Below are 20980 nucleotides of genomic sequence, written 5' to 3'. Positions count from 1 at the left end.
TCCAAAGCCATTTTATACCTTTTTATCCCTTCTGAGGTAACCTTTTTTCAGTTAGCTATAGGTATAAAATAATGGAGTATGTCTCTCCATCATTCAACAGCAATCACAGTATGTTTTTACAAATTTGAAAATTAGTGTTAAATAAAGATATAAATGCAAAAGGAAAAGAAATGATTGAACTTAAAGGCCAAGAAATTTGTTCAGGCGGAAATAAGAAAAATTTGATTATTTTTTTACATGGTTGGGGCTCAAGTGGCGATAATTTCATTCACCTTGCTAAAGTTATGAGCAAGTTTTTACCCGAGTCATATTTTGTAGCACCCAATGCTCCGTTTGAAAGAGAAATAGGTGATGGTTATCAGTGGTTCAGCTTGGAAGATCGTAGTGAGGAAGCGCTATATAATGGAGTAAAAAATGCTACATCAATTGTAAATCATTTCATTGATGCAAAATTAAAGGAGCTTAATTTAAAAGATACGCAACTTTCTTTGGTTGGATTTTCTCAAGGAGCAATGCTTGCAATACATACAGCTCTCACCCGCTCTCAATCCTGTGCATCAGTTGTTGCATACTCTGGTAGGTTTCTTTCACCTTCAAAAACTGCACCAGAGATCAAGTCAAAACCTAACATATGTGTTATCCATGGTGATGCTGACGACGTGGTACCTTTTTCGTCCCTCGACTTAGCGGTTAAAGCTTTGAAAGAAAATGGAATAAATGTTGAAGGGCACCCAATTCATGCATTAGGGCATATTATTAATGAAGAGGGGATAAAATTAGGAGTAGAATTTATCAAGAAGAATTTTAAAAATTAATTTTCATGCACTTGTTTTGCTTTGGTTATGGATATGTGGCTAAATTTTTATCGAAAAAACTGCTGAACTTAGGTTGGAAAGTCAGTGGCACATCAAGAAGTAAAAATATACAAAATGTAATCCTCTTTAATTATGAGAAAGTTAGTCAAGATCTGCTTAAAAGCGCAACGCACGTTTTAATTTCTATTCCTCCAGATGGTGATGATGTTATGGAGAGATATGGTGATTGCCTGCAAAATGTTAAATGGTTTGGTTATTTGTCTGCAACTAGCGTTTATGGTGATTACTCTGGTAATTGGGTGAATGAGGAATCTGAAACAAAACCTATAGAAATCAGAGGAGAGAAGCGCCTTAGATCTGAAAAGAAGTGGCTGAATAGCAAACTGCCTGTACATATTTTTCGTTTAGCTGGAATATACGGTCCTGGTAGGAACGTGTTAATTGACTTACAGCTTGGCAAAGCAAAAAATGTGAAAAAAGAAGGGCATTTTTTTTCTCGTATTCACGTTGAAGATATATCGAATATTCTATTTTCTTCCATGCAAAACATAAAACCTGGTGAAATATACAATTGTGCAGACGATTTACCCACTACACAATCTGAAGTGATAATGTATGCAGCCAAACTTCTCAATGTTAGTCCTCCAGAGCCAATTGAGTTACTAGATTATGCACAGAGTTTTTATTTAGGATCAAAAAAAGTAAGTAATGTTAAAATTAAAAAAGATCTTAATGTCTCTCTAATTTATCCTAACTATAAGGTGGGATTAGAGAGTTTGCATGTAAAAAAAACTGAAATCACATCAGAATGAAGTAGATAGACCTATTGTTTAGTTGTATCCGTTCAGCCAATGGCGTCAACTTAAGGAAAAATATCAGCGATAGTGTATAAAATTTCTCTCTAAATTTTTTATCATTAAATTATCCAAAGAGTGCAATAAACAGCACTTTTGTTTCTGTTTTATTTCAACAAAGAAGTCTAAAATGTGTCCTTAAGTTGACGCCATTGTCCGTTCAGCAAAGTGGCAAAATAGGTAGGCGAGATAAACCAAAAAATCAAGAAAAAAGTAAGTTTACAACAAATGGTCAGTGCTTGACACTGGAATCCAGCCTTTCCATAATTATCAAAAACATTGTATTTTAATGTAAAACAGCTATTTTTATGCTCACCAACTTAATAAAATTCCTGGATCCAAGTAGTCAAGGCACTGGGATGACAAAGGAGAGCAGTGTCAAGCACTGATCACTTTTGCTTCAATATTTGCACATTAGCCATGCCTTGAATCAATACGTTTAGTTCTGTCATTGTGTCCGTTCAGGAAAATGTTCTCTAGGTAAGATTGTGGAGTATTCGTTGCAGCATTTGGCTGTTCAATTATGCTAGTTGGTATAATACTTCTATTTCTTTCAAAATTTCCATCTTGTATAGCTTCCAGAACGCTTTTTCCTCCTAAAAGACAGTTTTCTCCTAAACTTAATCCACTTTTTTTTAATTTTTCAAACACTTCTTCACTACTTTCATCAAGCTTTACTTCTATTTCATTACTATTTTCCTTAGGATTTAGATGAATACTGATTTTTTCTGCTTTACTGTCAAAAGATAATGTTACACCTTGCTTACAAACATCCAGATAATTTCTTTTTCCGTTGTAGCTTTCAACTCTTACTATACTTTTCCCAATTTGCAGTATACCAACTCTTAAGTTTAAACCTTCATTCTTTTCATTGCTTAGGATTTTTGCAACTTCAACAGTACTATCTTGTGGATATTTTATATAAAAACATCCATTATCTATCTCTACTTTTAATTCATCCTTTTGGGTTTGCTTATTTTTGTTTATAATACTTTCATATGCTGCATTTTTTAAATCGTTTTCAATTTCCTTACATTCCGCAAAGAGATGCCCGTCAAACTGAAGAGAAGAATTATCTACAAATGCAGTAGTTGCATGTCCTATCCTATCATGATGGAAGAGATGTCGTTTTACCTTCCCGCCCTTTAACAATAAATCACGAACAATGCTTTGTATAATGCTTATATTTTCATCTTTTGTTGCTTCATCTTCATCCTTACTATAATCTAGAAGGTCTATAGGGTCAAACCTAGATGATCTACCACCAGAGGTTGTATTTGTGGTACTTTCAAGAACACCTACTATTTCATTAAATATTAAGTTTACTACAGTTTCTTCACTGCTATTACAACGTGAATTTAACTTTATCCCTTTCTTTAAGTATTTATCTACTACGCTTTTAATACGTTCTAAAGCACCCTCTGTCCAATTTTCTATACTTTCCTGCTTAGATATCTTTGTTTTATACTCTCGTTCATTTTCTTCTATTTTGCCTTTTATTTCCTTACAAAATTTACCAATCAGACACTCTTCATTTTCAGTTAATGGTATTTCTTGCAACATTGAGAATGAGCTTTCTTCCAAAAAACAAGAATAATCTGAACTACAGCTCGAATTTGAGTCCCAATCACTTGATTCAGTATAAGGCGTCTGATTACCATCAGCGGAACTATCATCTGAATCATGATCACTAGAGTTCTGTAGTCGATTATCACTTTCGTGTTCATCTGTTTTGTTTGACAAATCATTTTTGGCAAAGTTATACTCTTGATTAAGAGAGAACTTCGTCAGATCTTCTATATCACTTTCAAGAATTTGTTGGTCTATTGTTTGTTGCTTTTTTATCTCATAAGTCATGTTATATAACCATTACCCATTAATTCTTTAATAAATACTATAATACATAGGCAAGTCAGTAAAGAAATTTGACTTACATTACTCTACCACGATTTCGAGATAGAGGAATGAATTATTTTAGTTTTGATATTTAAACGTTTTGTACCTGCTGTAATGATTTCACTTCCAATTTGCTATTCTTTACATATTGAATTGCAAGCACTAACGCTTTACTCCCAGAAGCTGTGGTGCTATAAGCTATATTTTGCAAAATAGCAGTTCTCCTGATATCTTTGCTATCTGAGACTGATTTCACACCTTTTGAGGTATTGATCACTAGATTTATTTTTCCATCTTTGAGCATATCAACTATGTGGGGTCTGCCTTCTCTCACTTTATTTACAGCTTGTGCAGCAATGCCGTTGTTATTCAGATACAAAGCTGTGCCTTTGGTTGCATATATTTCAAAACTCAGTTCTTTCAACATTCGTACAACAGGCAATATATACTCTTTATCATCATCTTTTACTGAAACCAGAGCTGTTCCTTGTATTGGTAACTTGTATCCCGCAGCCATGTGCGTTTTTGCAAGTGCAGCTTCAAACGATGAGTCAATTCCCATTACTTCTCCTGTTGATTTCATTTCAGGACCAAGTAGAGTGTCAATTCCCGAAAAACGCGTGAATGGAAAAACAGCAGCTTTAACTGCAAAATGATTGAAAGGCTTGTTTTCCTGATTCAATTTTTTACCCAAAATAACCTGAGTGGCAAGCTTTGCAATAGGAATATTGATTACCTTGGAAATAAAAGGAACTGTACGGCTAGCCCTTAAATTCACTTCAAGTATGTATACATCACTCTCTTGAACAGCAAACTGAATGTTTATCAGACCTTTCACTTCTAGTGCAAGAGCTATTCTTTCAGTTTGGAGCTTGATCTCTTTTATTACTTCGTCACTCAATGTATTTGTCGGTATTGAGCATGTTGAATCGCCAGAGTGGATACCAGCTTCTTCAATGTGCTCCATGACCGCTGCAATGAAAACTTTTTTCCCATCACATACAGCATCAACGTCAACCTCAACTGCATTGACTAAAAATTTATCAAGAAGCAGTGACCCGTGTTCAAAAATTTTGGTTTGATTCAAGACATACTCTTTAAAGCTCTGAGTATCGTGTCTAATCGACATAGACTGACCGCCGAGGACATATGATGGCCTGACTACTAGTGGAAACCCCACCTTTTCTGCGTTGGTTAACGCTTCTTTTACTGAATGGCAGATAGAACTTTCAGGTTGTTTTAAATTAAGTTGCAAAGCAAGGTTTTTAAATCTCATGCGATCTTCTGCAAGATCAATAGAATCAAACGAAGTTCCCAGAATTTTGAAACCTCTCTCGTTAAGCACTTTGGCTAACTTTAAAGGTGTTTGACCACCTATTTGAACTATTACACCAACCAGTGTGCCATTTTCTTGCTCTTTGCTTAGTATTTCAAGCACATCCTCTGCAATCAGTGGGGCAAAATATAAACGATCAGCGGTATCATAATCAGTTGAAACGGTTTCTGGATTACAGTTAATCATTATTGTTTCATACCCCATTTCTTTGGTGGCAGAAGCTGCATGTACGCATGCATAATCAAACTCAATACCTTGGCCAATGCGATTTGGACCACTTCCTAAAATGACAACCTTTTCCCAGTCAGAAATATTCGCCTCACATTCCGTTTTATTTTCAACATCACCCTCATAGCAGCCATACATATAAGCAGTGCTCGATTCAAATTCAGCTGCACAGGTGTCTACGCGTTTATAAACTGGATTAATGCCAAATCTTTTTCTTATTGCTTCAATCTGCTCTACTTTCTTATTGCTTAATTTTGCCAATCTTGCATCTGAAAACCCCATTTTTTTCAGCTCTAACATTTCATATGCAGTTCCAGGAAGGCCATTTTCCTTGATTTTTTGTTCAGCTAATATAATTTGCTGTATATTCTGCAAAAACCATAAGTCATATCCTGTAATCGAATTTATTTCTTCTATGCTAATTCCGTGGCGCATTGCGTCAGCAGCAATCAGTAATCTGTTTGGCAGCAATTTTGCTAATTGAGATTTTACGTGATCAATATCAATGTTCTCAGAAAACACTTCATCAAGTCCTGTAAGACCAGTTTCAAGTGAACGGAAAGCTTTCTGTAGTGACTCATTAAAAGTGCGGCCTATAGACATCACTTCCCCCACTGATTTCATGGAAGTTGATAGTTCACAATTCGTCCCCTTAAACTTCTCAAATTCAAATCGAGGAATTTTAGTGACGATATAATCAATCACTGGTTCGAATGCTGCTGGTATTATTGGAGCGCAGTCGTTACGTATTTCATCGAGCGAATAGCCAATAGCAAGTTTAGTTACAACTTTTGCAATAGGATAACCTGTTGCTTTTGAAGCAAGTGCAGAAGAGCGAGAAACCCTTGGATTCATTTCAATCACAACGAGGCTTCCATCTTCTTTAGGATTCACTGCAAACTGAACATTTGCACCACCGGCGCTAACATCAATTTCTCTCAGCACTGCTATAGATGCATTTCTCATCTGTTGGTATTCTACGTCACGCAGAGTCAAAGCAGGAGCAACCGTGATACTATCCCCAGTGTGCACTCCCATTGGATCAATATTTTCTATCGAACAGACTATTATGCAGTTATCTTTACAATCACGGATAACTTCCATTTCATATTCTTTCCAGCCGATAATTGATTCATCTATCTGAACTTCATTTATTGGCGAAATTTTGAGAGCACTTTCTGCGATATTGAAAAACTCCTCTTTATTATATGCTATGCCACTACCTGCGCCACCAAGAGTGAATGATGAACGGATGATTGCTGGTAATCCAACGTAGTCCAAAGCCTTTTTTATTTGTTCTTGATTTTTTATAATGATACTTTTGGGGTATTTCAGTCCTATTCTATCCATGGACTGACGGAATAACTCTCTATCCTCTGCTTTTTTTATTGCTTCTCTATTTACCCCTATTAATTCTACGTTGTATTTGTCTAACACTCCATCATCTGCAAGTTTTATTGCACAATTGAGTGCTGTTTGCCCGCCCATTGTTGGCAATATTGCGTCTGGCCTCTCCTTAATTATAATTTTCTCTATGATTTCAGGCAGTACCGGCTCAATATAAGTTGCATCAGAGAATTCAGGATCTGTCATTATAGTTGCAGGATTGGAGTTAACCAAAATGACTTTATAACCTTCACTTTTTAATACTTTACAGCTTTGCGTTCCGGAATAATCAAACTCGCATGCCTGACCTATAACTATTGGGCCTGCTCCTATTACTAACATAGATTCTATATCTGTGCGTTTCGGCATAATTACAATAAAGGTCTCTATTCAAGTAATGTTACCAATCTTTCCTGTATATGTGAATTTTTATTAAACCTATTAGCTAATTACTTTTAGGCTTGACGCATAACTGTACGAACATTGCAATTTGCGTGGCAGATTCCAGTGCTTGACACACAAACATTCATTTTTGAAGGTAAATTGCACAGCAAATGATGTCATTCAAGTAGCTGACACTGGTTCCTTTATGACGGCAGTGCCCAGAGGTGTCATCCCAGTGCCCAGACACTGGGATCCAGAAAACTTAACTTTAAATAAGTGGCTGCATAATAAAGACTAGATTCCAGACTGGAATGACACCATAGAGGCACTGGGATGACATCCTTCCTAGTGGACTCAAATCACAATGTTCATACAGTTGTGGGCTTAACGGTATCTTTGCAGATACTATGGTAATTTATTCGGGAGATTTGCTGAGCGGTAAGATTTGTCCTGATGCGCTGCAATCTTCAGAAGCTAACTCCACAAATTTGTCTGTTAGTTTATCAGGTGACAGCAATTCAGATGTATCTTTTCCAGGAAACGCCTGCTTATATATTCCACTATCAACAGATCCTTCCGTATATAAAGCATTTACACATAATTTTGTATGCTTTGTTTCAGATGCATATATTTGCACCATTATCTCAAGTGCAGCTTTACTTGCAGCATACGGCATCCAATATGGATAAGAAGGAGGAGAAAGTGTCACTTCTGAGGTCATGAATATCGCTCTTCCAGCATCAGATTTTTTTAGTATTGGATCTAAGTTTTTTAGTAAATACCAATTGGCAGTAAAATTTGTATTCATTACATTTTTGAGCTCTTCAATCTCACAGTCGTGAATGGGGTTCAATTTGCCTAAAATTCCAGCACACGCAACTAATATATCAAGTGCTCCAGATTCTGATAATTTCAGACTTTCTATCATATTTCCTAATATTTTAACACTCTCAAAGTCCAAAAGATCAAGCTGTATCAGCTTTACAGAACCTTCTTTAAACTCTTGAAACTTTTCAATCTCATCATATAGTGGCTTGAGGTGATCGATAGACCTTGAAATCAGAATCACATATGCACCTTCTCTTACAAACCTTTTTGCAACAGCAGAGCCTATTTCACCTGAAGCTCCGGTGATTAAAGCTACTTTACCTTCTAACTTACTCATTTCTTTCTCCTTAGCGAGATTCATTGAAATATTTTAGCTGAAAATTAAATTTTGCTCCATATATAAAAATCAAACTTAGCATATAAAAAAATAGTAATGACACTACCATACCACCTAAACTTCCATATATCAAATTCAGTTGATCAAAGGAAGCTTTTAAGTATTGCTTGAAAGCTGAAGCAGAAATTGTCCAAAGAATAACAGCCACACAAGATCCAGGAAAGACGTCTGATAAGTTTTGTTTTATGTTTGGCAACATAAAATATAGCCAAGAGACTACTGTGAAAAGTACAAATTCAATGAGGAGATATTTAGTATAACTAATCCCCTGATAGGAAAAATCAATTAGCATCGGCACTAATGTAGAGAACACTATAGTTAGAGTTATAATAAGTGTGATCACTAAAAATTGTAATATACTGAGTACCCTTCTCCATATATAAGGCGGCGAAACCGGAATTTTATAAGCTTTGTTCAATACTGTTCTTAGCCCTTCAATTGTTGACGAGGCGGTCCAAACAGCGCCTACAATTGCTAAAGTTAGTAAGCTTTGCGGCGGGCCTGATATTATCTCTCTGATACGCGGCATCAAAGATGATAAAATATCCTGTGGCATGTTATCAATGATAAATACCCAGCCAATGTTATACTGGTCTAAGAAACTTGCGAATGTTGACGCAACAGCCATTAAAACGATGAGAAAAGGGAATATTGATAACAGAATTAAAAATGATAAATACCCCGCGTGCTCCACTCCATCATTATAAATTGTGTCAATCAAAGCACGATAAAGGCAATAAACGATGCTGTAAAATTTCTGTAGCATGTAATATAAACGAACAAGAAAAGTATTCTAAATGAAATAAAGGATACTTTTAAGCAAAAAAATCCTCACCATTTACTTAAATTTAATCAAAGTGATAGATAATCTAGCACAAAACAGAGATGAGAGGAGGCGTAATGAAAAACTTTCTTCTACTAGTGGCGTTAATTCTCTCCTTTACGTTTGATGCCGCTGCTGCCAGGCTTCGTGATGATGTAACATCAAATACAATATGCAAAATAGTAGGCTATATTCAAAGCTTATACCAATTCCCATTACACGGCAAACAGATGGACAACAATGGAAGAAAAGCCATAATGAAGTAAGTAAAATAGTTGAGGTATAAATGGCATTAAGATCAAAATTATTGGATGAAAAAGTAGTAGAATCAGCAAAAGAAATGCTGAAGAAAGTAATACCAATTCTCATTGTTGGTCATTCAAATAGGATACATAGCAGAGTTGTTTAATTGTGGAGTAGGTAAGAGAAGTAATAAATTTACACAAAGCACTCTCAAGCAAAGCAATAGTATCGTATATTTTATTGCGCAAAATGTTCTGTTTTACATACAACCAAAGCCTCTCAACTGGATTGAGTTCAGGTGAGTATGGTGGTAGGTATATAATCTCAATATTTTTAGGTACCTTTAAACTTTTCGACTTATGCCAACTAGCACAATCCATAACAAGAAAGGCTTCTCGTGGTCCCAAATATTGAGACATTTGCTCAAGAAATATATTCATACAATCAGTGTTGACATTCGGTGCAAACAAGCTAGAATTCTCCCCATTTCTAGGCTCTGTGGACAAAAAATATGAAGAGGGAGAAAAAAAGTGGTAGTTTAACCAAATGAACATAAAAATGGAGAAACTACCGAATGGAATATTATATAAAAGAAAGAAATTGGAAACAAATTTTAGAATTCATAAAAGGCATAAAAGGAATGCATAGTAAAGACGAAAAACGTTTAAGAATATTCATAGAAGCAGTGTGGTATATGGCGCAAAGTGGTTGCCAATAGCGACTTTTGCCGAAAATCTATGGCAATTACAGAAGTATACACAAACGATTTAAGAGATGGTGCGAAAGGGGTATTTGGAAAAATTTATTGGAGTACACAAAACAAGAGCCAGATTTAGAAGCCGTCATAATCGACGGTACGATCATTAGAGCCCATCCATGTTCGGCTGGATATACAAAAGATTCGAAGGATCAAGAGGCTTTAGGGCGAAGTAAAGGTGGCTTTACGACTAAAATTCATGCACTTGTTGATGCATTGGGAAATCCTTTAAAATTTATACTTACTCCTGGCCAGAGGAATGAAATTACACAAGCTGAAGTATTAACAAAAAATGTCTATAACTCCATTGTAGTAGCTGATAAGGGTTATGACAGCAATGCTTTTGTGGTCAGCCTTGAAAACAGGAAATGTGAAATCGTAATTCCATCAAAAAGGAATCGAAAAGTGCAAAGATACTATGATGAGCATATTTATAAAGAACGTCATTTGATTGAGTGCTTTTTCGGTAAAATTAAAAATTTTAGGCGCATTTTTTCCAGATTTGACAAGACCGCAGAGGTTTACATGGGATTTCTAAATTTTGTTGGAGCTCTCATATGGCTTCTCTAAAATTTTGTCCACAGAGCCTAGAAATGGGGAGAATTCTAGCTTGTTTGCACCGAATGTCAACACTGATTGTATGAATATATTTCTTGAGCAAATGTCTCAATATTTGGGACCACGAGAAGCCTTTCTTGTTATGGATTGTGCTAGTTGGCATAAGTCGAAAAGTTTAAAGGTACCTAAAAATATTGAGATTATATACCTACCACCATACTCACCTGAACTCAATCCAGTTGAGAGGCTTTGGTTGTATGTAAAACAGAACATTTTGCGCAATAAAATATACGATACTATTGCTTTGCTTGAGAGTGCTTTGTGTAAATTTATTACTTCTCTTACCTACTCCACAATTAAACAACTCTGCTATGTATCCTATTTGAATGACCAACAATGAGAATTGGTATTACTTTCTTCAGCATTTCTTTTGCTGATTCTACTACTTTTTCATCCAATAATTTTGATCTTAATGCCATTTATACCTCAACTATTTTACTTACTTCATTATGGCTTTTCTTCCATTGTTGTCCATCTGTTTGCCGTGTAATGGGAATTGGTATTAGTTATACCAAAGCCGTTGGCAACTAAATCTAATCCCACACCGGAAAACATTAAATATGTACAGATTATGTTGCTCAAAATAAATGAATTTTTTAGCCACTTTAATTTAGTCCTATCGCTTTCTTAAAAATCTTTGCATTCTTGGTCAAAGTTAAACAATAATGAAATATTAGTCTGATTATTAAACTCTTTTCCATTTCTAATATAAATGCTCATGATAGCTGAATTCAAAACAAATTCTGCTAACCAGGAAGCAAAGAAACCTACTACTAGGCACTGGGATGACACCTGTAGCCCTACGTCATACCGCCGCGGTATCTCTTAACATAGATCCCGCTAACACGTAGCGGGATGACGGTTGTCGGTGAACCTAAGTTACTTTAGCCATAAATATTTAAGAAATTTACCAAATAAAAAAAAGGCAAAAGAAGCCCTGGTCATTGTCTATTTTCAGTATTGGCGTTTTTTTATGTTTTAAACGTTTAATAACCGCGATTCAGCTGCTTTTTAATGCAACTAACCTTTAGTCATAAATGTTTAAGAAATTTACTAAGCAGAAAAAAAGGCAAAGAAATCCCGTGTTAGCTAGTTGTCACTCTCTAATCCTGCAAATTGGCGTACTATACTGTCTTAAACGACTTATAAGCGCGTTTCAGCTTATATAGGTAAAAACCCAGAAATGTTGTGAAGACATAAGGTGCACATAGTGCAAAAAATTAAAAATAAGACGCCAACTACGTTGTTTTCTTGCTGTTTAATCTGCACAGATGAAGATAACTGAATACCTTCAGTTTCATGATAAGGGGGCTGGCGGAGTTTGTCAAGTAGGTTTTTTCGTCTCTATGTTGTCAGCTACTTGCATGACGTCACTTGCCACCTGTTAATTACAACGTTCGTACAGATGTATGCTTGACATAGGATCCAGAAAATTTAGTTATATATAGGAAAATCTGAGTTGACTACACCAACTCACGTTCAGCAAAAAAGAAAGCTATCTCCTTACGAGCATTTTCTAGACTATCCGAGCCGTGAACTCTATTTTCACTAATATCATCAGCAAAATCACCCCTGATTGTACCTTTCTCTGCCTGCTTTGGATCGGTAGCTCCCATGATTTGTCTGTATTTACTTACTGCATTTTCACCAACTAAAACTTGAACTACCACAGGACCAGAAGTCATAAACTCTACCAATTCCCCAAAAAAAGACCTATCTTTATGAACTTCGTAAAACAGCTCTGCTTGTTTTTTTGTTAGTAACATCATTTTTTGTGCTGTGATTTTCAGCCCAGATTGTTCGATGTAGGAATTTATATTGCCTGTAATATTATTTTTTACTGCATCAGGTTTTAATATCGAAAGTGTCTTCTCAATTGCCATATTATTTCCTTATATAAGATTGTATATTTATGGATTCATTTTATTGCAAATTTTGATTTGATAAAAGTAGTTTTTTATTTATAGTTAAGAATAAACCATCAAGGAGGTATTGTATGGGTGAATGTTGTAAAAATAACACTACCAAACAAGCTGAATTTACTGCTAAAAAATTGATCAATAACTTGAAATCGTCAATTTTTTGTGGAACAAAAGGGTTTTTAACTTTTAATTTGGCCTTTTTAAGTTATTTGGAATATAGCATATATAAATGCACTTCATCTGCTCATGTACAACAAAAGGAAAATATTGAAAGATGTAACAACATACAGGCTTCCAAGCTTGCACTTGCTGAGGATACAGATGGCAATTTTGCTACACAAGAAATAGAGCAAAAAGAAAAAAACTTTAACCAGCAACACAAATTTTTAAGAGATACTGCTGCCTTTGCAATGAAAAGGAATACTATTCCATTGCTTGAAATGGCTATCATAGTGCCATTTGTTTGTTTTGCGCTGCCAGCTATGCTAGGCAGTATGAGCCTCATGCAATGCGCACTTATATGCGCTGCGTTGATGGTTGCTACATGTTTTGTTGTAAGAACTTGGCATGGGCGTGAGTGGTTACTAGAAAAAATTACTGACCACAGTAGAGAAGAAATAGACGCGGAATTTAAGAAAGATACTATAAAATTTCCTATCTTTGATCAAAATAGAAAACACACCGAGTATAATTCGCCTAACTCAGGGCGACTACTGGATGAAACAAGTAGCACCTCTCTTTTCGTTAAAGTTTTACTTTTTCCCCTCAAGGCTCTTCTGAAGGTCCTGCAAAGCTGTATAATGTTATCTTTAGCTGCTGTTGAACTTCTTGAAACGGTACCAAGTCTTTTTGTCGATACATTTTTCGATTGGAGCTTCACATCCACCAAGAGTAACCTGCAGAGATCAGGCCATTTATTGTATGCCAGTGTAAGAAATTTAGTGCCTATAACTAAATTTGATGAGCCTATAGCTGAGTTTATAGGCACCCCAAAAGCAACTTGTTGCGGAGCCTGAATGTGCCTCTTTTCTGTTATTTAAGTGTATTCCATTTTGTCATTCCAGTCTGGAATACGGCACTTTCACACAATTTCATCGAAGACGTTGTTTTCACATAACACTTTTATACTTACCAATTTAGTAAAATCCTGGATCCCAGTGTCGGAGCACTGGGATGACACCATCTTAGTAGAAATAGCCCTCAAATCACAATGTTGTTGTGCATCACGCGCTGGAACGACGGCAAAAAGTAATCTTGCAGTTTTAACAATTATTTGCAAAAGACCAAATGAAAAAGGCAGTTATCTTATTTAATCTTGGCGGACCTGACTCGCTGAATGCGGTTCGTCCTTTTTTATTCAACCTTTTTTATGATAGAAGAATAATAAGTCTACCAAACCCTTTTCGGTTTCTTTTAGCAAAGTTTATATCTGCGAAACGAGAAAATACTGCACGAGAAATATATGAGCAAATTGGAGGTAAATCGCCGATTTTGGATAATACGAAAGCACAGGTTAATGCTTTAGAACTAAAATTAAATGAAGATAGAAACCATGTATACAAGGTATTCATCTGCATGCGCTACTGGCACCCTTTTGCCGACGAAGTTGTTAAAAGTGTAAAACAATTTGATCCTGATGAAGTAATTCTGTTGCCACTGTATCCACAATATTCAACTACCACAACTCTGTCATCCATCGAGAATTGGCAAAAAAATGCTAAACGGTATGGCCTAAAATGCAATACAAAAATGATTCACCGTTATTATGATAACCAAGATTTTATTGAAGCTCACGCTAATCTGATAGCTAAGTACTATAAATTGGCTAGCAAAATCGGTAAACCAAGAGTCCTATTTTCAGCCCATAGCTTACCTCTTAGTATCATTAAAAAGGGCGACCCTTACGCTTCACAGGTAGAAAGAAGTGTAGAGTTAATAGTAGAAAAGTTAGCTATTAATAACTTAGATTGGTCAATATGTTATCAGAGTAAGATTGGTCCTGTAAAATGGCTAGAGCCAAGCACTGAAAGTGAGCTATTACGCGCAAAAGCTGATGGTGTACCTGTAGTTCTATCACCTATATCTTTTGTTTCTGAGCATTCAGAAACTCTAGTTGAACTTGATATAGAATATAAAGCAATTATCAAGGATGGATATTACTTTCGCGTGCCAACTCTCAGTACCGATCCCTTGTTTATAAAATGCTTGGCCGATTTGTGCATAAATCCCCCTTAAAGTCCTGATTTATAGGACTTTTCTTTAAGGATTTTATGTGATAGAATAAAAGGGGGTTATTGTTTTATTAACTATTTTATGTCAAGCAAGCCAAAAAAGAAATCGAGCACGTTCGCACAAAGTATACATGATGTTCACAATCATGATCTTAGAAAGATGTATTGTATTGCAGTAGGTTTAACAGGCATATTGTGTAAGATTTCACTACAATTTTGTTGCGAGTTTATTGACAATAACAGATCCAGTATTTCTGCTGTATCAGATATTGCCAAGTTTATGAAATTACCAACATCAACATTACTCGTTCTTCATTCTGGGCTCAAGTTAGCTGGATATAAATCTCAAAATGATAAAGATGAACCTAAAAACCTGGTACAGGTTATAGGTAGCTTAGCCTTCTTGACACACTGTATCATAGGAATATTGATGCAGACAAAAATCATTCATTTCTTAGCTGGAAACAATAAAGATATAATAAGTTATATTGGTTTAACATCAACAGTCCTATTTCTATTTTCAGAATTCATAAGCTGTTATTATACATGGAAGAAGTATCTGGATAATAAGGATCCTGAAAAGTCTGCTGAATATGGGAAGGACGTTATTTTCAGCACAATAACTTTGTCATTGGGCTTGTCAAGCTTCATATTAAAAAGAATGGAAACTGCAACCATACCAATCAACTTTGGTAATGGCATAATCTATAATTTCAATTTAAGCGTAACAGTTAGTATAATACTGAGTCTAGCATATTTAGTATCAAACATCGATAAGCTTGTCAATCAACCTAGTAATGGCACTGATCCTTCTACTGAACTTGATAATGCTGGCCATAACCATATTCAGCCCGGTAATGATGGTAATGATCTGCCCGATGGCAACGCTGTGGGAATGTAAGGGTTAGAGGTGAAAAGATTTTATTTCTACTGCCAACGCTAGTACTGCTAATTTGCCAACAATACTCCAAAGTGACAGAATTTTACCTTCCACAACCTGGCTAACATCATGAAACTCACAGTCAGTGGCATTCAAGCTAGAATATACATCTTTCCTGCTATTACATCGGTATAAGTAACATGTTGGAGTATCTCCTATATAGTATATTAGCGGTTCTGCAGAACTGCTTTTAAATATGTCAATGGTTGGTACACCTTCTTGTATAATAACACTATTGATTGCTATTCCTTCTTTTATCTTTTTCATTTTATGACGCTTTTTTTTATTGAGATTTAATACTTCCTTTCCACTTGTTGCTGTTATAATGCCCATCCCATATGTGCCATTGCTTGCTTTGATAAAAACGTAAGGTTGTGTTTTTATTTCATATTCCTCATATTTTTTTTGCACTAGAGATAATATTTGGTCAACTTTAGTCGCTACTGCTCCTAGTGATGAATCATCATTAAAGTCAACTCCATTACAGCTTTCTGTAAGCACAGAAATAAGCCATGGGTCCATTTTAAATTCGCCACAAAATTCGGACACTAATTTTTGATAGATTTCAAAATATTGAAATTTCTGCCTACTGTGCCAGCCATATAATGGACTTGGCACTATCTCTTGTTTTACGTTTTCTAGCGTGTCTGGAATGTGGCTCGTCATATCACGGTTCAGTATAATAACATCAGGCACAAATCCTGAAGTTGTCTTCAGCAAAGAGTTTTCTTTCACAACAGTTTCATACTGTTCTATTAAATTGTACGTTTCATTATGAAAGAGGCCAATTCTAGTTTCAAAACCTGCGAGTTGCAGTACTTTCTCTATAACAAATACGTTTTCTATATACATTTTATTTCGTGTGTAATTCTCCGGTATTATAAGAGTCTTTTTATATTGTTTTGTTTCAAAATAACTTTTTATTAGTTTTGCTGCTGTTGCTCTTGATGTCTCACTTAGATTGTTGAACCCTGCAGGAAATAAATTAGCGTCCACTGGGGCAATTTTGTAGCTGGAGTTTCTAAGATCTATAGAGCTATAAAATGGCAATGTAAGGCCGTTAAATTTTGCCTCAAACCAATTTTTTATACTTTTTTCCAAATCTGGGCGAATTATGTTTTGCATCTACACTTTAAATGTTATAAGGAAGGTATTATATTATAAGCTATAATTAAACATATTTAGCAAATTTGACTAAAGATTAAAGTATAATGAGATTCTTATTTAAAGTGATAGAAAAATGATTCAACACGATAACAATAAAATGTATGGAACTACTATACTGTCAATTAGAAAAGATAAAAGCGTAGTAGTAATAGGTGATGGACAGGTTTCACTGGGCCACACTGTTATAAAATCCGGAGCAAAAAAAGTTAGGCGTCTTTCCGGTGATTCTGTAATTGCCGGTTTTGCTGGAGCAACAGCCGATGCATTTACTCTCTTTGAAAGACTAGAATCTAAACTTGACAAGCACCCAGGGCAATTAATGAGAGCATGTGTTGAACTTGCAAAAGACTGGAGAATGGATAAATATCTAAGAAAATTAGAGGCTATGATGATTGTTGCAGATAAATCTATTTCATTAGTAATTACGGGAACAGGTGATGTTCTTGAACCTGAAGATGGAATCGCAGCTATTGGCTCTGGGGGAAATTTTGCTCTATCTGCAGCAAGAGCTTTAATTGACACTAAAGGAATATCAATAGAAGAGATTGCAAAGAAGGCTATGAAGATAGCTGGCGATATATGTGTTTATACAAATCATAATGTAGTTATTGAAAAGATAGAGGAGTGATATGTCTTCCAAGCAAAAAACTTTGTGCACTAATTTTTCCAATCAGCCTATAACCCTTTCAGAAGGGCGGTCTTGTAGTAATGACACCTACGATGAAAAAGATGACCTCTATAAAGATACTAAGAGTGGTTTTGATTCAAATGACAGCGATGTTCAAGTTAATGACAGTACTCAAGTTTTGTTAGATGACCTGCCACCACAAAAGATAGTTAAAGAATTGGACAGATTCATAATCGGACAGGATGATGCAAAGCGTGCTGTTGCTATTGCGCTCAGAAATCGTTGGCGTCGCAATCAGGTTCCATTTCCATTGCGTGATGAAATCATACCTAAGAATATATTGATGATTGGTCATACAGGGGTTGGTAAAACTGAAATAGCTCGCCGCTTAGCAAAACTTGCTGGTGCACCGTTCATAAAAATTGAGGCAACGAAGTTTACTGAAATAGGATACGTTGGACGTGACGTTGATTCGATAATACGTGATTTAGTTGATGCAGCAATAGTTTTAGTTAAAGAGAAAGCCCGTAAAGCCTTAGCTAACAAGGCTTTAATTTTAGCTGAGAAAACAATAGTAAACTCTATGGTAGGCGAAGATGCAACCGAAGAGAGTAAAAAAATTTTTAGAGAAAGGTTGAGGAATAAAGAGTTTGAGAACGGAGAAGTTTCTATTAACGTCAGAGAGAGCAAGAGTATGTTACCTACTTTCGATATACCAGGCATGCCAGGTGGGCAAGTTGGTGTGATGAATGTAACAAAAATAATGGGCAAGATGTTTAACGGGAGCAAAAAAACAAAAACTATTACGGTGAAGGTAAAAGAAGCGCGTGAAATATTAATTAATGAAGAAAGTGAAAGACTAATGGATGAAGATAAGATAATCAAAGAAGCCATTGATCTTGTTAGTAATGACGGTATAGTATTTTTGGATGAAATAGACAAAATTGCAGCACATACAGAAGTAAAAGGTGGAGTAAACAGAGAAGGAGTGCAACGCGATCTGTTACCATTACTTGAAGGAACAACTGTTACAACTAAGTATGGCCATGTAAAAACAGACTATATATTATTTATTGCATCTGGTGCTTTTCATCAGTCTAAACCATCTGACCTCTTACCGGAATTGCAGGGCAGATTACCGATCAGGGTAGAACTTAAGGCACTTACTCAAGAGGATTTAATAAGAATATTAAAGGAACCAGAATCTAGTTTGTTAAAGCAGTACATAGCTTTAATGAAAACAGAAAATGTGACGCTTGAGTTCACTGATGATGGTATAAAAACCATAGCTGAAATAGCGTTTACAGTTAATAGGCAAGTGGAAAATATAGGCGCAAGAAGGCTTCACACTATCATGGAGAAGCTTTTAGATGAAATAAGTTTCATTGCTTCTGAGAAAAATAGCGAAAAATTCATTATAGACAGCAAGTATGTAAAAGATAAACTTGAGTCAATTTCGAAGCAGCTTGATTTATCTAAGTTTATACTTTAGGAAAAACAAAAAGCCTACTTTAAGTAGTATAGAGAGTGTTCAGAAGGTCAGCCAGTAAGCCTAAAATTTTCAGCTATATTCTTTAGGCTGTTTTTCAACAGTAGAATGGTGTGCTGCGACCTCTTGCTTAATATCTAAGCTTAAGTCAATTATTGAGATATTTTCTTCATCATAATCTATGTCTTTTATTAACATATCGTCAGTAATAGTCAAAAGGTCAGGCGGAGAAAGAATAGTTCTTTTATTACCAGCTCTCATTCCCACAACTCCAAGCTCTATAGCAAGTGGTATTTTTTTATCGCCAACCCTAAAGTGCACTGTTTGATCTTTGACTATATATTCCCCATTATGCTCCTTTACGCTATATTTAACTGATATCTCATCACCGCACCTTACTTGTTTTCCAGTCTTGTTAATTAAGTCATTAAAAACCATCAGATTATTCACTGAGTCGGGATATTTATCCTTTACTTCGATCAGTTTGACGTAATAAGAATTAAAATTCACTTTGTTATCATTGGCAATAGTAACTACACGCTCTCCGCCTTCTTTCATACCTATCACCCCTAAACCCACTTCTTTTAGGTCATCTTGACCTATTTTCAAAGTAACATCAGAAACTTTGCTAGGGAGTGTTGTTAAGTTATTATTAGAAATTTTATATATTTGCAGTAGGACTTCCAGGCCGCAGAAAGCCTTGCTGCCACTGCCTTCAGTAATTTCATAAAAATTTATCGAATCTTCTTCCTTTTGCTGCGTCATTTCTTCTAAATATTCTGTTAGCCCATGCTTTTCAATATAGCGGTCGAGTGCTGATTCAAGTATTGGCTTCACTAGATAATGTGCTATTGTCTGTATCAAACCACCATGCGTGGCACTTATCTCATAAAGCTTGTCCTTTTTTTCCGGTTTACCTTTGTTTATATAGACAATAGTAAACATAAAAGCAGAGGTTAAAGTGAGAATCATTACTATGGAAATAAGCATTTGTAATATAATTTTTCTAACCATCTTTCCTTACTTGATTCAATAAATCATATAAATAATTAGTATCCCCTGAAAGCGCACTCAAATTATCCAAGCCTTGTTTAAAGAGGGCGTCTATATAGTCCTCTACTTCACTTTTACCAAGTACAGACATTAGATTATTTGTTTTATCTTGTTCGTAATCTTCAATATCATCCTTAGCTTGAAAGATAAGCCCTAGGTTTATCCCGTAGTTATATAACGCTTTACGTTGCTTATCTGTAGCATTCCCTATTATAGCACCTATTTCACATGAAGCTGCAAATAGTTTTGCGGTTTTCATCAAATGAATTTCTTTTATTTTATCAGCTTGGCCCGACGTCATTCCAGCGTCATACATACAGCCGTACGAATGTTGTAGTTTTAAGGTAGAAAGGGTGTCATGCAAGTAGCTGACACTGGAATCCATTTCATGTTCAGCTCGACCATCGCATGGCTTTTTGCACGAAATGCTTGTAGGCAAAGCCTTCTGGATCCCAGTGTCAAGCACTGGGATGACAGAGGGTTGGGGGCTAAAATCTATATGCTCACTGTTAATATCTAAAGCCTGTCCTCCCACCATTCCCCTAATTCCTATTGCCTGAGAAAGAACTTTTATGATCTCACAGCGCTTCTCATTTAACGAAGATAATACCTCAAAAGCCAGAGTGAGTAGTGCATCTCCGGCAAGCACTGCTGTTGCTTCATCAAATTTTTTATGGCAGCTTAGCTGGCTTCTGCGAGTATCACTGTTGTCCATGCACGGTAAATCATCGTGAATTAGAGAGTAAGCATGAACAAATTCAATTGCTGCAGCAACTGATATTACTTTTTTAGCTTCCGCGTTAAACACTCGCGATGAAGCTACGACTAAAAAGGAGCGTATATGTTTTGCAGGAGCAAGGAGTATATAACGCATAGCTGATATAAGCTTATTCTCGCTATTTTCGGGTAAGAGTTTATTTACTTCTACAATAAGCAAATTTTTTGTTGTTTCGTCTAGCATTTTTTGAATTGTTAATTGTTTAGC

General features: G+C 35.7%; 20 protein-coding genes and 4 pseudogenes. 13 read left to right on the top strand and 11 right to left on the bottom strand.

Annotated features, from left to right (window positions below):
- Positions 1-170: 170 nt before the first annotated feature.
- From ACWHVF_RS06515 to ACWHVF_RS06505, 3 genes are all read left to right on the top strand, one after another.
- Positions 171-815 (top strand): alpha/beta hydrolase, encoded by a 645-nt coding sequence (locus tag ACWHVF_RS06515; protein WP_064125349.1) that lies wholly within the window; start codon positions 171-173, stop codon positions 813-815.
- A 5-nt stretch (positions 816-820) separates the two neighbouring features.
- The gene (locus ACWHVF_RS06510; protein ID WP_064125343.1) at positions 821-1627 is read left to right on the top strand and encodes an SDR family oxidoreductase; all 807 of its coding nucleotides are present in this window, start codon (positions 821-823) and stop codon (positions 1625-1627) included.
- Positions 1628-1821: 194 nt separating this feature from the next.
- A complete protein-coding gene (locus tag ACWHVF_RS06505) occupies positions 1822-1959 on the top strand; it encodes a hypothetical protein (protein WP_179945590.1) in 138 nt (45 codons plus the stop codon).
- A 124-nt stretch (positions 1960-2083) separates the two neighbouring features.
- On the opposite strand, the gene ACWHVF_RS06500 is transcribed toward ACWHVF_RS06505, so the two are convergent.
- Positions 2084-3526 carry a hypothetical protein gene (locus ACWHVF_RS06500; protein ID WP_064125342.1) on the bottom strand — a complete coding sequence of 481 codons (1443 nt, stop codon included), beginning with the start codon at positions 3524-3526 and terminating at the stop codon, positions 2084-2086.
- A gap of 130 nt (positions 3527-3656) precedes the next feature.
- Positions 3657-6884 carry a carbamoyl-phosphate synthase large subunit gene (carB, locus tag ACWHVF_RS06495; RefSeq protein WP_447933265.1) on the bottom strand — a complete coding sequence of 1076 codons (3228 nt, stop codon included), beginning with the start codon at positions 6882-6884 and terminating at the stop codon, positions 3657-3659.
- A gap of 142 nt (positions 6885-7026) precedes the next feature.
- Here carB and ACWHVF_RS06490 point away from each other — a divergent pair, with 142 nt between their 5' ends.
- On the top strand, positions 7027-7197 hold the full coding sequence (locus ACWHVF_RS06490; RefSeq protein WP_447933264.1) for a WPE palindromic element domain-containing protein: 171 nt from the start codon (positions 7027-7029) through the stop codon (positions 7195-7197).
- A gap of 117 nt (positions 7198-7314) precedes the next feature.
- Here the strand turns inward: ACWHVF_RS06490 and ACWHVF_RS06485 are convergent, their stop codons facing one another.
- Together ACWHVF_RS06485 and ACWHVF_RS06480 are read right to left on the bottom strand one after the other, a co-directional pair.
- Positions 7315-8088, bottom strand: a complete 774-nt coding sequence (locus ACWHVF_RS06485) for an SDR family oxidoreductase (RefSeq protein ID WP_064124737.1) — start codon at positions 8086-8088, stop codon at positions 7315-7317.
- Positions 8075-8890: a YihY/virulence factor BrkB family protein gene (locus tag ACWHVF_RS06480; RefSeq protein WP_064124736.1), complete on the bottom strand. Its 816-nt coding sequence runs from the start codon at positions 8888-8890 to the stop codon at positions 8075-8077. The genes ACWHVF_RS06485 and ACWHVF_RS06480 overlap by 14 nt, the downstream gene beginning before the upstream one ends.
- Before the next feature lie 134 nt (positions 8891-9024).
- On the opposite strand from ACWHVF_RS06480, the pseudogene ACWHVF_RS06475 reads away from it, so the two are divergent.
- A pseudogene (locus tag ACWHVF_RS06475) lies at positions 9025-9150 on the top strand (TrbC/VirB2 family protein); the annotation flags it as partial.
- Positions 9151-9233: 83 nt separating this feature from the next.
- Positions 9234-9356, top strand: coding sequence for a hypothetical protein (locus ACWHVF_RS06470; RefSeq protein ID WP_447933308.1), 123 nt, complete (start codon positions 9234-9236; stop codon positions 9354-9356).
- On the opposite strand, the pseudogene ACWHVF_RS06465 reads toward ACWHVF_RS06470, so the two are convergent.
- Positions 9313-9684, bottom strand: a pseudogene (locus ACWHVF_RS06465) (IS630 family transposase); the annotation flags it as partial. The gene ACWHVF_RS06470 and the pseudogene ACWHVF_RS06465 sit on opposite strands and share 44 nt — an antisense overlap.
- A gap of 80 nt (positions 9685-9764) precedes the next feature.
- On the opposite strand from ACWHVF_RS06465, the pseudogene ACWHVF_RS06460 reads away from it, so the two are divergent.
- Together ACWHVF_RS06460 and ACWHVF_RS06455 are read left to right on the top strand one after the other, a co-directional pair.
- A pseudogene (locus ACWHVF_RS06460) lies at positions 9765-10517 on the top strand (IS5 family transposase).
- 7 nt (positions 10518-10524) lie between these two features.
- Positions 10525-10905 (top strand): annotated as a pseudogene (locus tag ACWHVF_RS06455) (IS630 family transposase); the annotation flags it as partial.
- Here the strand turns inward: ACWHVF_RS06455 and ACWHVF_RS06450 are convergent.
- Together ACWHVF_RS06450 and ndk are read right to left on the bottom strand one after the other, a co-directional pair.
- A complete protein-coding gene (locus ACWHVF_RS06450; RefSeq protein WP_447933308.1) occupies positions 10862-10984 on the bottom strand; it encodes a hypothetical protein in 123 nt (40 codons plus the stop codon). The pseudogene ACWHVF_RS06455 and the gene ACWHVF_RS06450 overlap by 44 nt on opposite strands.
- A gap of 1044 nt (positions 10985-12028) precedes the next feature.
- Positions 12029-12448: a nucleoside-diphosphate kinase gene (ndk, locus tag ACWHVF_RS06445; RefSeq protein ID WP_064125525.1), complete on the bottom strand. Its 420-nt coding sequence runs from the start codon at positions 12446-12448 to the stop codon at positions 12029-12031.
- A gap of 113 nt (positions 12449-12561) precedes the next feature.
- Between ndk and ACWHVF_RS06440 the strand changes: the two genes are divergently transcribed.
- Positions 12562-13503 (top strand): hypothetical protein, encoded by a 942-nt coding sequence (locus tag ACWHVF_RS06440; protein WP_064125526.1) that lies wholly within the window; start codon positions 12562-12564, stop codon positions 13501-13503.
- Positions 13504-13568: 65 nt separating this feature from the next.
- On the opposite strand, the gene ACWHVF_RS06435 is transcribed toward ACWHVF_RS06440, so the two are convergent.
- Positions 13569-13766, bottom strand: coding sequence for a hypothetical protein (locus ACWHVF_RS06435; RefSeq protein WP_179945602.1), 198 nt, complete (start codon positions 13764-13766; stop codon positions 13569-13571).
- 8 nt (positions 13767-13774) lie between these two features.
- Between ACWHVF_RS06435 and hemH the strand changes: the two genes are divergently transcribed.
- Both hemH and ACWHVF_RS06425 read left to right on the top strand, forming a co-directional pair.
- A complete protein-coding gene (hemH, locus tag ACWHVF_RS06430; protein WP_064125527.1) occupies positions 13775-14722 on the top strand; it encodes a ferrochelatase in 948 nt (315 codons plus the stop codon).
- Positions 14723-14800: 78 nt separating this feature from the next.
- A complete protein-coding gene (locus ACWHVF_RS06425; protein WP_064125528.1) occupies positions 14801-15619 on the top strand; it encodes a hypothetical protein in 819 nt (272 codons plus the stop codon).
- A gap of 3 nt (positions 15620-15622) precedes the next feature.
- Here the strand turns inward: ACWHVF_RS06425 and gshA are convergent, their stop codons facing one another.
- Positions 15623-16783: a glutamate--cysteine ligase gene (gshA, locus tag ACWHVF_RS06420; protein ID WP_447933263.1), complete on the bottom strand. Its 1161-nt coding sequence runs from the start codon at positions 16781-16783 to the stop codon at positions 15623-15625.
- A gap of 115 nt (positions 16784-16898) precedes the next feature.
- On the opposite strand from gshA, the gene hslV reads away from it, so the two are divergent.
- Positions 16899-17453, top strand: a complete 555-nt coding sequence (gene hslV / locus ACWHVF_RS06415) for an ATP-dependent protease subunit HslV (RefSeq protein ID WP_064125311.1) — start codon at positions 16899-16901, stop codon at positions 17451-17453.
- 1 nt (position 17454) lies between these two features.
- The gene (gene hslU, locus ACWHVF_RS06410) at positions 17455-18945 is read left to right on the top strand and encodes an ATP-dependent protease ATPase subunit HslU (RefSeq protein ID WP_064125312.1); all 1491 of its coding nucleotides are present in this window, start codon (positions 17455-17457) and stop codon (positions 18943-18945) included.
- A 69-nt stretch (positions 18946-19014) separates the two neighbouring features.
- Here hslU and ACWHVF_RS06405 read toward each other — a convergent pair whose 3' ends face one another.
- Both ACWHVF_RS06405 and ACWHVF_RS06400 read right to left on the bottom strand, forming a co-directional pair.
- The gene (locus ACWHVF_RS06405; RefSeq protein WP_064125313.1) at positions 19015-19956 is read right to left on the bottom strand and encodes an FKBP-type peptidyl-prolyl cis-trans isomerase; all 942 of its coding nucleotides are present in this window, start codon (positions 19954-19956) and stop codon (positions 19015-19017) included.
- Entirely contained in the window at positions 19949-20956 is a 1008-nt protein-coding gene (locus ACWHVF_RS06400; RefSeq protein WP_064125314.1) for a polyprenyl synthetase family protein, read from the bottom strand. Before ACWHVF_RS06400 ends, ACWHVF_RS06405 begins: the two co-directional genes overlap by 8 nt.
- Positions 20957-20980 lie beyond the last annotated feature (24 nt).

The organism is Wolbachia endosymbiont of Dactylopius coccus (assembly GCF_977011065.1).
The sequence above is the reverse complement of the archived record's forward strand: the minus strand, read 5'-3'. Positions and strand labels throughout refer to the sequence as shown.

What these genes read in the sequence shown, in the direction of transcription:
- hslV (WP_064125311.1), top strand. Translation starts at nt 16,899, where the DNA reads ATGATTCAACACGATAACAATAAAATGTATGGAACTACTATACTGTCA.
- hemH (WP_064125527.1), top strand. Translation starts at nt 13,775, where the DNA reads ATGAAAAAGGCAGTTATCTTATTTAATCTTGGCGGACCTGACTCGCTG.
- ACWHVF_RS06440 (WP_064125526.1), top strand. Translation starts at nt 12,562, where the DNA reads ATGGGTGAATGTTGTAAAAATAACACTACCAAACAAGCTGAATTTACT.
- ACWHVF_RS06515 (WP_064125349.1), top strand. Translation starts at nt 171, where the DNA reads ATGATTGAACTTAAAGGCCAAGAAATTTGTTCAGGCGGAAATAAGAAA.
- ACWHVF_RS06485 (WP_064124737.1), bottom strand. Translation starts at nt 8,088, where the DNA reads ATGAATCTCGCTAAGGAGAAAGAAATGAGTAAGTTAGAAGGTAAAGTA.
- carB (WP_447933265.1), bottom strand. Translation starts at nt 6,884, where the DNA reads ATGCCGAAACGCACAGATATAGAATCTATGTTAGTAATAGGAGCAGGC.
- ACWHVF_RS06500 (WP_064125342.1), bottom strand. Translation starts at nt 3,526, where the DNA reads ATGACTTATGAGATAAAAAAGCAACAAACAATAGACCAACAAATTCTT.
- ACWHVF_RS06450 (WP_447933308.1), bottom strand. Translation starts at nt 10,984, where the DNA reads ATGGCATTAAGATCAAAATTATTGGATGAAAAAGTAGTAGAATCAGCA.
- ACWHVF_RS06470 (WP_447933308.1), top strand. Translation starts at nt 9,234, where the DNA reads ATGGCATTAAGATCAAAATTATTGGATGAAAAAGTAGTAGAATCAGCA.
- ACWHVF_RS06400 (WP_064125314.1), bottom strand. Translation starts at nt 20,956, where the DNA reads ATGCTAGACGAAACAACAAAAAATTTGCTTATTGTAGAAGTAAATAAA.
- ACWHVF_RS06480 (WP_064124736.1), bottom strand. Translation starts at nt 8,890, where the DNA reads ATGCTACAGAAATTTTACAGCATCGTTTATTGCCTTTATCGTGCTTTG.
- ACWHVF_RS06510 (WP_064125343.1), top strand. Translation starts at nt 821, where the DNA reads ATGCACTTGTTTTGCTTTGGTTATGGATATGTGGCTAAATTTTTATCG.
- ACWHVF_RS06405 (WP_064125313.1), bottom strand. Translation starts at nt 19,956, where the DNA reads ATGGTTAGAAAAATTATATTACAAATGCTTATTTCCATAGTAATGATT.
- ndk (WP_064125525.1), bottom strand. Translation starts at nt 12,448, where the DNA reads ATGGCAATTGAGAAGACACTTTCGATATTAAAACCTGATGCAGTAAAA.
- ACWHVF_RS06425 (WP_064125528.1), top strand. Translation starts at nt 14,801, where the DNA reads ATGTCAAGCAAGCCAAAAAAGAAATCGAGCACGTTCGCACAAAGTATA.
- hslU (WP_064125312.1), top strand. Translation starts at nt 17,455, where the DNA reads ATGTCTTCCAAGCAAAAAACTTTGTGCACTAATTTTTCCAATCAGCCT.
- gshA (WP_447933263.1), bottom strand. Translation starts at nt 16,783, where the DNA reads ATGCAAAACATAATTCGCCCAGATTTGGAAAAAAGTATAAAAAATTGG.